The organism is Pseudomonas sp. SDO55104_S430 (assembly GCF_054070595.1).
The window spans coordinates 1-13,577 of sequence record NZ_JBSVXG010000158.1 but is presented as its reverse complement, the minus strand read 5'-3'; the positions used below and the strand labels follow the sequence as shown (position 1 = coordinate 13,577).

Genomic DNA, 13,577 nt, shown 5'->3' with positions numbered 1-13,577 from the left:
AGCGTCGTGTCAGTCAACATCGAAGGTGACGCAGCCACCGCTTTCGCGAGCAAGCTCGGCTCCTACAGGGATTTTTGTTCGATTCAAGTCAGCAAAAGGTAATCACGTCCTTCGACCTGCCCCCGTCGCAGCGGGTTGCGCGTGCACCACGCCGCATAGGCCGCGTCGACGAAACGGTACATCAGATGTTCGTCACGTCCATGGGGAATGCCCAGGCGCGTGGTCTGGATGACATGGGCGGGCGTCTGCCCAACGTCTTCCACCAGCAGCACCTCATGGTCGAAACGCTTGGCGTCCCAGACCGGAACCTTCAATCCCAGGGATTTGCACAGCAAGGTTTGCCCGGCACAGAGCTTCTGCGAAGGGCGAGGGCGGCCCTGGGCATCGGGGTTGTTGAGCAGCATCTGCGCCAGGCTCGCCGGCCCGCTCAGTTCGTCGACCCACGGATAGGCGGATTTGATCAAGACCGCATTGCCCGGCCCTTGAGCGCTGAAGTTCAGGGAGTCGCCGCCACGGGAGTAGTACATATAGATATGCCCGCCATCCAGAAACAAAGCCTTACGCTTTTCTGTGTACCCGAGGGAGGCGTGGCTGCCTTTTTCGGCAAGGTAATAGGCTTCGGTCTCGATGATTCGCGCGCTGAGCCACAGATCACCGACGCGATGGCGAATGACTTTGCCCAGCAGATCGCGGGCGAGAATTTGCGGGTCACGGTCGAAAAACGCGTCCGCAAGGCCCGTGGGCAGGCACGTTGCAGAGGCTCGAACAGTCAGGTCGGTCATGATGAACGGCCTTTATCAGGGCTGAGAGAGCGCTGATGATAACAATTTGCGGCTTAATCCCCGCTGAACGTCGGCAAATCCAACTCCATTTCGACCATCCGCCCGTCACCGCTGTTAGTCGGCAGTCACGACAGCTATAATCTGCCGCTTTATTCTTTACCAAGCCCTTTTCAAAGACCACGCCAGACCATGACTGAGTCCGTTCTTGACTACATGACCCGCCTGGGTCGCGCTGCCCGCGAGGCTTCCCGCGTCATCGGCCGTGCCAGCACAGCGCAGAAGAACCGCGCGTTGCAGGCCGCCGCCAACGCGCTGGACGCTGCCCGCGCCGAGCTGACCGCTGCCAATGAGCTGGATCTGGCGGCTGGTCGCGCCAATGGACTGGAGCCGGCGCTGCTCGAGCGTCTGGCGCTGACCCCTGCTCGCATCGACGGCATGATCGTCGGTCTGCGCCAGGTGGCGGCATTGCCGGACCCTGTCGGCGCGATCCGCGACATGAGCTACCGGCCGTCGGGGATTCAGGTCGGCAAGATGCGCGTGCCGCTGGGCGTGATCGGGATCATTTACGAATCCCGGCCGAACGTGACCATCGACGCAGCCAGCCTGTGCCTGAAGTCCGGCAACGCAACCATCCTGCGCGGCGGCTCCGAAGCCATTCACTCCAACCGTGCGATCGCTGCCTGCATCCAGCGTGGCCTGGCCGAAGCGGATCTGCCGGCAGCGGTGGTGCAAGTGGTCGAAACCACGGATCGGGCTGCCGTTGGCGCGCTCATCGCCATGCCTGAGTACGTCGACGTCATCGTGCCCCGTGGCGGCCGTGGCCTGATCGAACGCATCAGCCGCGATGCCCGTGTGCCGGTGATCAAGCACCTGGACGGCATCTGCCACGTCTACGTCAGTGCCCACGCCGACCTGCTCAAGGCCCAGCGGATCGCTTTCAACGCCAAGACTTACCGTTATGGCATTTGCGGGGCGATGGAAACGCTGCTGGTCGATCAAATGGTTGCCAAAGATTTCCTGCCAGCGATGGCGGCCCAGTTCCGCGAAAAAGGCGTCGAGCTGCGCGGCTGCGAACGCACCCGGGCGATCATCGACGCGCTGCCGGCCACCGAAGAAGACTGGAACACCGAGTATCTGGCGCCGATCCTGTCGATCCGCGTGGTCGACGGAGTGGAGCAGGCCATCGAACACATCAACCATTACGGCTCGCACCACACCGATTCGATCGTCAGCGAACATCAGGGCGAAACCCGGCAGTTCGTGGCCGAGGTCGATTCGTCGTCGGTGATGATCAACACCCCGACCTGCTTCGCCGATGGTTTCGAATACGGATTGGGTGCCGAGATCGGCATTTCTACTGATAAGCTGCACGCCCGCGGCCCGGTGGGTCTCGAAGGCCTGACCTGCGAGAAGTACGTCGTGGTCGGTGATGGCCAGTTGCGCGGACAGGAGCCGGTCTGACTTGGGCGACCTCGACCCGTCAGCCCCGGTCACTGCCAGCGCGCCTGAACCCCGACGCATCGGCGTACTGGGCGGAACGTTCGACCCGGTGCACATCGGCCATTTGCGTGGTGCACTGGAAGTCGCCGAATCCCTGGCGCTCGACGAGCTGCGCCTGACACCCAGTGCCAGGCCGCCTCATCGGGATACGCCGCAGGTGTCGGCGAAGGACCGTCTGGCGATGGTCGAGTGCGCGGTGGCTGGTGTGGCGCCGTTGGTTGTGGATGCCCGCGAATTGCAGCGGGACAAACCGTCCTGGACCATCGATACCCTGGAACTGATGCGTGCGGAACTCGCCGTGGATGACCAGGTTTTTCTGCTTTTGGGCTGGGACGCTTTTTGCGGCCTGCCCACCTGGCATCGCTGGGAAGAGTTACTCCAGCATTGCCACATCCTGGTGCTGCAACGCCCGGATGCCGACAGCGAACCGCCGGATGCCCTGCGCAACCTGCTGGCGGCACGCTCGGTGAGCGACCCGCTGGCCCTGAAGGGGCCGAGCGGACAGATTGCATTCGTCTGGCAGACGCCGCTCGCGGTATCCGCCACCCAGATCCGTCAACTGCTGGCCAGCGGTAAGTCGGTACGTTTCCTGGTGCCCGACGCGGTCCTGGCCTACATCGATGCGCACGGTCTGTACCGTGCGTCGAACTGAACAAGGCGTGCTTCACTGATACGGACCAACGTGTCGCCAAGCCGCCGAATACATGAGCAAAACGAGTTTTATATGACCAACAACGACGTAAACAAAGTTAAGCGCAAAGGCACATTCAAGAGTGCCCCGCTGCCTGAGCCGGTTGCCACCAACGAGCCGCTCAACGGTGACGAGATGGTCAAGGTTGCCGTTGCAGCCCTGGAAGACGTCAAGGCGCAGGACATTCAGGTCATCGATGTTCGCGACAAGCAGAGCATCACCGACTACATGATCATCGCCACCGGTACTTCCAATCGCCAGATCAACGCGATGCTGGAAAAGGTCCGCGAAGAAGTCAAAAAGAAAGGCGCCCGTCCGCTGGGTGAAGAAGGCAAGGGCGACAGCGACTGGGTACTGCTGGACCTGGACCTGGTGATCGTGCACATGATGACCGCCTCGGCTCGCCAGTTCTACGACCTGGAGCGCCTGTGGGCCGGTGCCGAGCAGAGCCGCGCGGCAGACGCCAAGCACCACAGCCCGGAAAACACCCACGAGCATTTCGCCAAGCTCAACAAAGACCAGCAGTAAGGGTAGCGCTGTGCGACTGCGACTGATCGCCGTCGGATCCCGCATGCCCAAGTGGGTGGAAGAAGGCTGGCATGAATATGCCAAGCGTCTTCCGTCCGAGCTGGCGCTGGAACTGGTGGAAATTCCGCTCAATACCCGTGGCAAGAACGCCGACGTGGCGCGCTTCATCCGTCAGGAAGGCGAAGCCATGCTGGCCAAGGTCGGGCAGAACGAGCGTGTCGTCACCCTCGAAGTCCACGGCAAGCCCTGGAGCACCGAGCAACTGGCGGTCGAACTCGATCGCTGGCGGCTGGATTCGCGCACGGTCAATTTCATGGTCGGCGGCCCCGAAGGGCTGGCGCCTGAAGTCTGTGCCCGCGCCGATCAGCGCTGGTCGCTCTCGCCACTGACGTTGCCGCACCCGCTGGTGCGCATCCTGATCGGTGAACAGCTGTATCGCGCCTGGACCGTGCTGTCCGGCCACCCTTATCACAAGTAGTCCTGCCTCCCCATGACCCAACCGATCCGCATCAAGGACCACGAAAAAGACGCCCGTCTGGTGCGTGGCCGCGTCGTGTTCGGGGCAATTGCGGTGGTGGCGCTGATTGGCGTGCTGATTGCGCGCCTGTATTTCCTGCAGGTGATCCAGTACGACTATCACTCGACCCTGTCGGAAAACAACCGCGTTCATGTGCAGCCGATTCCACCCACTCGTGGGTTGATTTTCGACCGAAATGGCGTGGTGATCGCCGACAACCGGCCGAGCTTCAGCTTGAGCATGACCCGCGAACGTTCGGGGGACTGGCAGCAGGTGCTCGACGTGATCGTCGAGGTGCTGGAACTGACGCCCGAGGACCGGGTGATCTTCGAGAAACGCATGCGTCAGGGGCGCCGGCCGTTCGAGCCGGTGCCGATCCTGTTCGAGCTGACTGAAGAACAGATCGCCCGCATCGCCGTCAACCAGTTCCGCCTGCCGGGCGTGGAAGTGGTCGCGCAACTGGTGCGTCACTATCCCCAGGGCGCGCACTTTGCGCATTCCGTGGGCTACATGGGACGGATCAACGAGAAAGAGCTGAAGACCCTCGATCCGGTCAATTACAGCGGCACCCACCACATCGGCAAGACCGGCATCGAGCGTTTCTACGAGCCGGAACTGCACGGCCAGGTGGGTTACGAGGAAGTCGAGACCAACGCCCGGGGCCGCGTGCTGCGGGTGCTCAAGCGCACCGACCCGATTCCCGGCAAGGACATCGTCCTGAGCTTGGACATCAAGTTGCAGGAAGCCGCGGAAGCCGCCCTCGGAGGTCGTCGTGGCGCGGTGGTGGCGCTGGACCCGAAAACCGGCGAAGTGCTGGCGATGGTCAGCCAGCCGAGTTTCGACCCGAACCTGTTCGTCACCGGCATCAGCTTCAAAGCCTATTCCGAACTGCGCGATTCCATCGACCGGCCGCTGTTCAACCGCGTGCTGCGCGGTCTGTACCCGCCAGGTTCGACCATCAAGCCCGCCGTGGCGATTGCCGGCCTCGACGCAGGCGTAGTCACAGCCTCGAGCCGCGTGTTCGACCCGGGCTACTACATGCTGCCCAACTACGATCACAAATACCGTAACTGGAACCGCACCGGTGACGGCTTCGTCGATCTCGACACGGCGATCATGCGTTCCAACGACACCTACTTCTACGATCTGGCCCACAAGCTGGGGATTGATCGGTTGTCGGCCTACATGACCAAGTTCGGCATCGGTCAGAAGGTCTCCCTGGACATGTTCGAAGAATCGCCGGGGTTGATGCCGTCCCGTGAGTGGAAGCGCGCGACCCGCCGCCAGGCGTGGTTCCCGGGTGAAACGCTGATTCTCGGGATCGGCCAGGGCTACATGCAGTCGACTCCGTTGCAACTGGCCCAGGCCACTGCGCTGGTAGCCAATAAAGGCATCTGGAACCGTCCGCATCTGGCCAAGACCATCGAAGGCGAGAAACCGGTGGACCACAATCCGATGCCGGACATCATCCTGCGCGACCCCTCTGACTGGAACAAGGTCAACCACGGCATGCAGCAGGTAATGCACGGCGCCCGCGGTACGGCGCGCAAGGCTTCGATCGGTGCGCAATACCGTATCGCCGGCAAGTCCGGTACCGCCCAGGTAGTCGCGATCAAGCAGGGTGAGAAGTACGACCGCTCGAAAGTCCAGGAGCGCCATCGCGACCACGCATTGTTCGTGGGCTTCGCGCCTGCCGACGATCCGGCGATCGTGGTGTCGGTGATGGTCGAGAACGGTGAGTCCGGTTCCGGCGTCGCAGCCCCGGTAGTGCGTCAGGTCATGGACGCCTGGCTGCTGGACCAGAACGGTCGCCTCAAAGCCGAATACGCAGGCCCCAATAGCGCGGAGGCTACCGCCCGTGATGAATAATTTTGATCGCATGCTCTCCAGCGAGGATGTGATGCGCCGCCGCGCGACGCTGCTGCAACGCATGCATATTGATGGTCCGCTGCTGATTCTGCTGCTGACCCTCGCCGCCGGCAGCCTGTTCGTGCTGTATTCGGCCAGCGGCAAGAGCTGGGATCTGCTGGCCAAACAGGCCACTTCCTTCGGTATCGGCCTGGTGTCGATGATCGTCATCGCCCAGTTCGAGCCGCGCTTCATGGCGCGCTGGGTGCCGCTGGGTTACGTGGTGGGTGTGATGCTGCTGCTGGTGGTGGACATCATGGGCCACAACGCCATGGGCGCCACTCGCTGGATCAACATTCCCGGGGTCATCCGCTTCCAGCCCTCGGAATTCATGAAAATTCTGATGCCGGCAACCATTGCCTGGTATCTGTCCAAACGCACTTTGCCGCCGCAACTCAAGCATGTGGGCGTCAGCCTGATGCTGATTGGCGTGCCCTTCATTCTGATCGTGCGCCAGCCGGACCTCGGTACCTCGCTGCTGATTCTGGCCGGTGGTGCGTTCGTCCTGTTCATGGGCGGGCTGCGCTGGCGCTGGATTCTCAGTGTTCTCGCGGCGACGGTACCGGTCGCTATCGCAATGTGGTTTTTCGTGATGCACGACTATCAGAAGCAGCGAGTGCTGACTTTTCTCGATCCGGAAAGCGATCCGCTGGGTACTGGCTGGAACATCATCCAGTCCAAGGCGGCCATCGGTTCCGGCGGCGTGTTCGGCAAAGGCTGGCTGCTGGGCACCCAGTCGCACCTGGACTTCCTCCCTGAAAGCCACACCGACTTCATCATTGCGGTAATGGGCGAGGAGTTCGGTCTGGTGGGCATCTGCGCGCTGTTGTTGATCTATCTGCTGCTGATCGGTCGCGGCCTGGTGATTACCGCCCAGGCCCAGACCCTGTTCGGCAAACTGCTGGCGGGCGCCTTGACCATGACCTTCTTTGTGTATGTTTTCGTCAACATCGGTATGGTCAGTGGCCTGTTGCCGGTGGTGGGGGTGCCGTTGCCGTTCATTAGCTACGGAGGAACTTCGCTGGTGACGCTGCTGTCAGCGTTTGGGGTTTTGATGTCGATCCATACCCATCGCAAGTGGATCGCGCAGGTTTGAATAAGGTGAAGAGTTCAATGCAGGTAATGCGTGGCTGGGCGACTCGATATGTGTCGTGGTTTGGCCTGGTAAGCATCCTTGGCAGCGCGCAGGAAGCGTTGGCCGGCGATTACGAAGGTTCGCCCCAGGTGGCCGAGTTCGTGGGTGAGATGACCCGCGACTACGGGTTCGCTGGCGAGCAACTGATGGGCGTGTTCCGCGAAGTCGAGCGCAAACAGTCGATTCTGGATGCGATTTCCAAGCCCGCCGAGCGGGTCAAGCAGTGGAACGAATATCGCCCGATGTTCATCACCGACGCGCGCATCGCCCGCGGTGTGGATTTCTGGCGTCAGCACGAAGCGGTGCTGGCCCGTGCCGAGCAGGAATATGGCGTGCCGGCGCAGGTGATTGTCTCAATCATTGGCGTTGAGACCTTTTTCGGCCGCAATACCGGCAACTTCCGCGTTATCGATGCCTTGTCGACCCTGGGTTTCGACTATCCTCCCCGTGCCGAATTTTTCCGCAAGGAATTGCGCGAGTTCCTGCTGCTGGCCCGTGAAGAGCAGATTGATCCGCTGACCCTCAAGGGCTCCTACGCTGGTGCCATGGGCCTGCCGCAGTTCATGCCAAGCAGCTTTCGCGCCTACGCGGTGGATTTCGACGGTGACGGCCACATCAATATCTGGAACAACCCGGATGATGCGATCGGCAGTGTCGCCAGCTACTTCAAGCGTCACGGCTGGGTCGCGGGCGAGCCAGTGGTCAGCCGCGCCGAGGTGCGGGGAGATCAGGTTGACGAAGGTTTGACCACCGGCATCGAGCCAACCAAGACCGTTGGAGAGTTGCGGGCGCTGGGCTGGTCAAGTCATGATGCGCTGCGCGATGATATGCCGGTTACCGCTTTTCGCCTGGAAGGCGACAATGGCCCCGAATACTGGATGGGCCTGAAGAATTTTTACGCAATCACGCGTTATAACCGCAGCGTGATGTACGCCATGGCCGTACATCAACTGTCTGAACAGCTGGTCCAAGCACGGGGCGTCAAGTAATGCGGGCATTGCCTATGAGTAAACCCCTGAAGCTGATGGCATTCGCCGCGTTGGCAGTGCTGGTCGCCAGTTGTTCGACCAGTCGTTCGCCGACTCAGAAATCCTCCACCGCCGTGCGTTCCGCGCCGGGGCTGGACATCAATCGCGCCCACAAGGATGGCGCGCCCTGGTGGGACGTCGACGTCTCGCGCATCCCGGATGCCACGCCGACCCTGCACACCGGTCCCTACAAGGCCAACCCCTACACCGTGCTGGGCAAGACCTATTTCCCGATGCAGGAATCCAAGACCTACGTGGCTTCGGGCACGGCGTCCTGGTACGGCACCAAATTCCATGGTCAGAACACCGCCAACGGTGAGGTCTATGACTTGTACGGCATGAGTGCCGCCCACAAGACCCTGCCGCTGCCAAGTTATGTCCGGGTGACCAACCTGGACAACAACAAGACCGTCATCCTGCGGGTCAACGATCGCGGGCCGTTCTACTCCGACCGGATCATCGACCTGTCCTACGCGGCGGCCAAGAAGCTCGGTTATGCCGAAACCGGTACCGCGCGGGTCAAGGTCGAAGGCATCGATCCTCAGCAATGGTGGGCCGCCAAAGGCCGTCCGGCGCCTTTAATGCTCAACGAGCCGCAAGTCGCGCAGAATAGCGCGCCGGTGATCACGGCTTCGGCCGGCAGCGTCGAGCAATGGACGCCGCCACCGCAGCAACATGCCGCCGCCGTTGTCCCTGTACAACTTGCGGACGCAAAAAAAAACGCTTCTGCAACAGCCTCTGGCCAGTATCTGCAGGTGGGCGCGTTCGCCAACCCGGACGCTGCAGAGCTCCTGAGGTCGAAACTCAGCGGGATGGTGAGCGCTCCGGTGTTCATCAGTTCGATCGTGCGCAACCAGCAGACGCTGCATCGGGTGCGCCTGGGGCCGATCGGTTCGCCGGGTGAGATCCAGCAAGTGCAGAACAGCGTGCGCCTGGCCAACCTTGGTTCGCCAAGTGTGGTCACCGAGTAAAACGTAGGACTTGATTGACGGTTCATCTGCTCTTTGCGCGATGAACCAGGTTGTTGGCTCGTCGAAGAACAAAAGCCCGGCAAAGGGTGACTTGGAGTGAGCAACTGAACACGCGATGGCCCGATTAGAAAGCCATCTGATTAGTTTTGCCCCAGGGCAAGTTTCCATTAGCGATTTCGAGAGACGGATGAACATCACCACCTTTGCCAAACGCCTGTGCCTTCTAGTCCCGCTGCTCCTCTCACCTGCCGCGTTCGCGGCCGAGATGATGCCGTCCCCACCGCAACTGGCCGCCAAGGCCTATGTGCTCATGGACGCCAGCAGCGGCAACGTGCTGGTCGAAAACAATGGTGACCAGCGTCTGCCGCCAGCCAGCCTGACCAAGCTGATGACCGCGTACATCGCGACGCTGGAAATCCGCCGTGGCCAGATCGGCGAGAACGATCCGGTGACCGTCAGCGAAAACGCCTGGCGTACCGGCGGTTCGCGGATGTTCATCAAGGTCGGCTCCCAGGTGACCGTCAGCGACCTGCTGCACGGCATCATCATTCAGTCGGGCAACGACGCCAGCGTTGCGCTGTCCGAGCACATCGCCGGCAGCGAAGACGCGTTCGCCGACCTGATGAACAAGACCGTCGCCGACCTGGGCATGACCAACAGCCACTTCATGAACCCGACCGGCCTGCCGAACCCTGAGCACTACTCGTCGGCTCACGACATGGCCGTGCTGGCTCGCGCGATCATCCACGAAGACCCGGCTCACTACGCGATCTACTCGCAGAAAGAGTTCTTCTGGAACGGCATCAAGCAGCCGAACCGCAACCTGCTGCTGTGGCGTGACAAGACCGTCGACGGTCTGAAAACCGGTCACACCGAAGAAGCCGGCTACTGCATGGTGTCCTCGGCCGTACGCGACGGCATGCGCCTGATCGCGGTGGTCTTCGGTACCAACAGCGAAGTGGCGCGTGCCGCCGAAACCCAGAAACTGCTGACTTACGGCTTCCGTTTCTTCGAAACCCAGACCTTCTATCAGAAAGGCACCGAGCTGGCTCAGGCCCCTGTCTGGAAAGGCGCCACCAACCAGGTCAAGGCCGGTCTGGCTGAAGACCTGACCATGACCCTGCCGAAGGGCCAGTTGAAAAAGCTCGCTGCAAGCATGACCATGAACCCGCAACTGGTCGCACCAATCGCCAAGGGCGACGTGATCGGTAAAGTCGAAGTCAAACTGGAGGACAAGGTGGTGCACAGCGCCGATCTGATCGCTCTGGACGGCGTCGAAGAGGGTGGTATCTTCCGTCGCATGTGGGATAGCATCCGTCTATTCTTCTACGGCTTGTTCAACTGATAGTGTGCACCTGCAAAGCCCTGCGCTCATCCGGCGCGGGGCTTTGCCCGTCGCCACGGCTTACGCTTACGAGGCCGTTACGCCATGACCGATACAGATGTAAAGGCTCCCAAGATCGAATTCCCGGCCAACGATTACCCGGTTAAGGTGATCAGCGATACGGGTGTGGGCAACAAGGACAAGATCATCGACATCGTCCGCAAACACGCAAAGATCAATGATGAGCGTGTGGACGAACGTCAAAGCAGCAACGGCAAGTACACCACGATTCAGTTGCACATCGTCGCCACCGATCAGGACCAGCTGTACAACATCAACAGCGAACTGCGGGCTACCGGCTTCGTGCACATGGTGCTGTGATGTCCGCGACATTGGGCTTTCGCGAGCTCGGTCAGATGGCCTACGAGCCGGTCTGGCATGCCATGCAACGCTTTACCAACGAACGCGGCAGCGATGCCGCCGACGAGATCTGGCTGGTCGAGCACCCGCCGGTCTTCACCCAGGGCCAGGCCGGCAAGGCCGAGCATCTGTTGCTGCCGGGGGATATTCCGGTGGTGCAGGTCGATCGCGGCGGCCAGGTGACGTATCACGGCCCCGGACAACTGGTGGCCTACCTGTTGCTGGATGTGCGCAAGCTGGGTTTCGGCGTGCGTGATCTGGTGAGCCGCATGGAATCGTGCCTGATCGAGCTGCTCGCCAGTTATGGCGTGACGGCCGCGGCCAAGCCCGATGCGCCGGGTGTCTATGTCGACGGAGCGAAAATCGCGTCTCTGGGTCTGCGGATCCGCCATGGTTGTTCCTTTCACGGCCTGGCCCTGAACGTGGACATGAACCTGGAACCGTTTCGACGGATTAATCCCTGCGGCTACGCCGGGCTGGCGATGACCCAGCTGAGCGATCACGCAGGATCGATTGAATTTGCCGAGGTAAGTGCCCGGCTGCGTGCGCAGCTCGTCAAACACCTCGACTATGCTGAGCAGACGACCCTCACGGGCGGAATCGACTGATATGACTACTGATGCAGTGCAAACCGTAATCCCGACGCTCGATGTCACCGAGCGCCCGGCCCCGCGTCCCAAGGTTGAAGCCGGCGTCAAGCTGCGCGGCGCCGAGAAGGTTGCACGCATTCCGGTAAAGATCATTCCGACCACCGAACTGCCGAAGAAGCCTGACTGGATTCGCGTGCGCATCCCGGTGTCGCCGGAAGTCGACCGCATCAAATCCCTGCTGCGCAAACACAAGCTGCACAGCGTGTGCGAAGAAGCGTCCTGCCCGAACCTGGGCGAGTGCTTCTCCGGCGGCACCGCGACCTTCATGATCATGGGTGACATCTGCACCCGTCGTTGCCCGTTCTGCGACGTCGGCCACGGTCGTCCGAAGCCACTGGACGTCAACGAGCCGGAAAGCCTGGCCATCGCCATCGCCGACCTGCGCCTGAAGTACGTCGTGATCACTTCGGTGGACCGCGACGACCTGCGCGACGGCGGTGCCCAGCACTTCGCCGACTGCATCCGTGAAATCCGCAAGCTGTCGCCGAACGTGCAGCTCGAAACCCTGGTGCCGGACTACCGCGGCCGCATGGACATCGCGCTGGAAATCACCGCGGCCGAGCCGCCGGATGTGTTCAACCACAACCTGGAAACCGTGCCGCGCCTGTACAAGGCTGCGCGTCCGGGTTCGGACTACCAGTGGTCGCTGACCCTGCTGCAACGCTTCAAGCAGATGATGCCGCACATTCCGACCAAGTCCGGCCTGATGCTGGGTCTGGGCGAGACCGACGACGAAGTGATCGAAGTCATGAAGCGCATGCGCGAACACGACATCGACATGCTGACCCTCGGCCAGTACCTGCAACCGTCCCGCAGCCACTTGCCGGTGCAGCGTTTCGTGCACCCGGACACCTTCGCCTGGTTCGCCGAGGAAGGTTACAAGATGGGCTTCAAGAACGTCGCTTCCGGTCCGCTGGTACGTTCCTCGTACCACGCTGACGAACAGGCGAAGCTGGTCAAGGCCGAGCTGATGTCGTCCTGATACCCCGGCAGTCATGAAAAAGCCCGCAAGGTGTCGAGCCTTGCGGGCGTTTTTTTGCCTGGGCGAAAGCGATGACGATCGTTTGGGCTTCTGTTTGTCTTCGTTCCTGACTACTGTGTGCTGATGTTTCATTCAGGGAGATTCAAGGTGACCGCCAGACCCGTCCACACCCTTCGTCCTCACGCCCCGGTCCCGGCACTGCCATCGCAAGGGCTGATCGGCGTCATCGCGCCCGCAGGGCCCGCACCGCTGGACACCGATAAAGCCGTGCAATGGATGCGCGCACGCGGTTATTCATTGAAGATTTTTCCGGGCGTTTTTGAGAAGGATGGTTACCTGGCCGGCAGTGACGAGGTGCGCCTCAATGATCTGCACGCAGCATTCGCCGACAATGAGGTCGACGCCATCATCTGCCTGCGCGGTGGCTACGGCACTCCGCGCTTGCTCGATCGCCTCGACTTCGAACTGCTGCGCAACAACGCCAAACCCTTCATCGGCTACAGCGACATCACCGCGCTGCATCTGGCGATCAGTCTTTATGCAGGCTTTGTGACATTCCATGGTCCACTGCTCAATGCCGATTTGCTGGGTGACAAGCGCAAGCCCACCGAGTCCTCGTTCTTCAACATGCTGCGCGGGCAGGTGAAGGCCGGCAGCGTGCTGACCCACCCCGAGGCCTACCCGTTGACGACTATCGAGCCAGGCATCGCCCACGGGCGCTTGCTGGGCGGCAATTTGTCGATGATCGCGGCGACCATGGGCACGCCTTACGAGATCGATGCCGAGGGCGTCATCTTGCTGATCGAAGACGTCAACGAGCCTTTGTACCGTATCGACCGGCTGCTCACCCATCTGCGTCTGGCGGGCACTCTGGGCAAGCTGCGCGGGGTGTTGGTGGGGGATGTGGCGGGAGTGGAGGTGCCGGCGCTGGAGCGGTTGCTCAAGCAGACATTCGAACCGTTGCGCATCCCGGTGTTGTCCGGATGGCGCAGCGGGCATTGCGATCCGAATCTGACCTTGCCGATGGGTGCGCTGGTCAGGCTGGATGCAGGGAAGCAGGAGCTGGTGTTGGAGCAGGATGTGGTCGTTAGCGTCAGATAGTCCGTCTTCGCGGGCAAGCCTCGCTCCTACAGGTGCTCAC

Annotated in this window: 14 protein-coding genes; 13 read left to right on the top strand and 1 reads right to left on the bottom strand. The window is 61.4% G+C overall.

What is annotated here, in order from left to right; all coding sequences use genetic code 11:
* Nucleotides 1–83 precede the first annotated feature (83 nt).
* Entirely contained in the window at nucleotides 84–782 is a 699-nt protein-coding gene (locus tag ACW9JE_RS22320; protein ID WP_224539546.1) for a DNA-3-methyladenine glycosylase, read from the bottom strand.
* 189 nt (nucleotides 783–971) lie between these two features.
* Here ACW9JE_RS22320 and ACW9JE_RS22315 point away from each other — a divergent pair, with 189 nt between their 5' ends.
* From ACW9JE_RS22315 to ACW9JE_RS22255, 13 genes are all read left to right on the top strand, one after another.
* Nucleotides 972–2,243: a glutamate-5-semialdehyde dehydrogenase gene (locus tag ACW9JE_RS22315; RefSeq protein WP_457433962.1), complete on the top strand. Its 1,272-nt coding sequence runs from the start codon at nucleotides 972–974 to the stop codon at nucleotides 2,241–2,243.
* Between the two features lies 1 nt (nucleotide 2,244).
* Nucleotides 2,245–2,934, top strand: coding sequence for a nicotinate-nucleotide adenylyltransferase (gene nadD, locus ACW9JE_RS22310; protein WP_224539542.1), 690 nt, complete (start codon nucleotides 2,245–2,247; stop codon nucleotides 2,932–2,934).
* A 72-nt stretch (nucleotides 2,935–3,006) separates the two neighbouring features.
* Nucleotides 3,007–3,501, top strand: a complete 495-nt coding sequence (gene rsfS, locus ACW9JE_RS22305) for a ribosome silencing factor (RefSeq protein WP_224539540.1) — start codon at nucleotides 3,007–3,009, stop codon at nucleotides 3,499–3,501.
* Nucleotides 3,502–3,511: 10 nt separating this feature from the next.
* The gene (gene rlmH / locus ACW9JE_RS22300) at nucleotides 3,512–3,979 is read left to right on the top strand and encodes a 23S rRNA (pseudouridine(1915)-N(3))-methyltransferase RlmH (RefSeq protein WP_110965050.1); all 468 of its coding nucleotides are present in this window, start codon (nucleotides 3,512–3,514) and stop codon (nucleotides 3,977–3,979) included.
* Nucleotides 3,980–3,991: 12 nt separating this feature from the next.
* Nucleotides 3,992–5,887 carry a penicillin-binding protein 2 gene (gene mrdA / locus ACW9JE_RS22295; RefSeq protein WP_224539538.1) on the top strand — a complete coding sequence of 632 codons (1,896 nt, stop codon included), beginning with the start codon at nucleotides 3,992–3,994 and terminating at the stop codon, nucleotides 5,885–5,887.
* A gap of 31 nt (nucleotides 5,888–5,918) precedes the next feature.
* On the top strand, nucleotides 5,919–7,022 hold the full coding sequence (gene rodA, locus ACW9JE_RS22290; RefSeq protein WP_224539566.1) for a rod shape-determining protein RodA: 1,104 nt from the start codon (nucleotides 5,919–5,921) through the stop codon (nucleotides 7,020–7,022).
* A gap of 17 nt (nucleotides 7,023–7,039) precedes the next feature.
* Nucleotides 7,040–8,050, top strand: a complete 1,011-nt coding sequence (gene mltB, locus ACW9JE_RS22285; RefSeq protein ID WP_457433961.1) for a lytic murein transglycosylase B — start codon at nucleotides 7,040–7,042, stop codon at nucleotides 8,048–8,050.
* Nucleotides 8,050–9,060, top strand: a complete 1,011-nt coding sequence (locus ACW9JE_RS22280) for a septal ring lytic transglycosylase RlpA family protein (protein WP_224539534.1) — start codon at nucleotides 8,050–8,052, stop codon at nucleotides 9,058–9,060. The genes mltB and ACW9JE_RS22280 overlap by 1 nt, the downstream gene beginning before the upstream one ends.
* A gap of 187 nt (nucleotides 9,061–9,247) precedes the next feature.
* Nucleotides 9,248–10,405 (top strand): D-alanyl-D-alanine carboxypeptidase family protein, encoded by a 1,158-nt coding sequence (locus ACW9JE_RS22275; protein ID WP_224539532.1) that lies wholly within the window; start codon nucleotides 9,248–9,250, stop codon nucleotides 10,403–10,405.
* Between the two features lie 84 nt (nucleotides 10,406–10,489).
* The gene (locus tag ACW9JE_RS22270; RefSeq protein ID WP_175377168.1) at nucleotides 10,490–10,765 is read left to right on the top strand and encodes a DUF493 domain-containing protein; all 276 of its coding nucleotides are present in this window, start codon (nucleotides 10,490–10,492) and stop codon (nucleotides 10,763–10,765) included.
* Nucleotides 10,765–11,412 (top strand): lipoyl(octanoyl) transferase LipB, encoded by a 648-nt coding sequence (gene lipB / locus ACW9JE_RS22265; protein WP_457433960.1) that lies wholly within the window; start codon nucleotides 10,765–10,767, stop codon nucleotides 11,410–11,412. Before ACW9JE_RS22270 ends, lipB begins: the two co-directional genes overlap by 1 nt.
* A 1-nt stretch (nucleotide 11,413) precedes the next feature.
* Entirely contained in the window at nucleotides 11,414–12,436 is a 1,023-nt protein-coding gene (lipA, locus tag ACW9JE_RS22260; protein WP_224539528.1) for a lipoyl synthase, read from the top strand.
* 147 nt (nucleotides 12,437–12,583) lie between these two features.
* Nucleotides 12,584–13,537, top strand: a complete 954-nt coding sequence (locus ACW9JE_RS22255) for a S66 peptidase family protein (RefSeq protein WP_224539526.1) — start codon at nucleotides 12,584–12,586, stop codon at nucleotides 13,535–13,537.
* Nucleotides 13,538–13,577 lie beyond the last annotated feature (40 nt).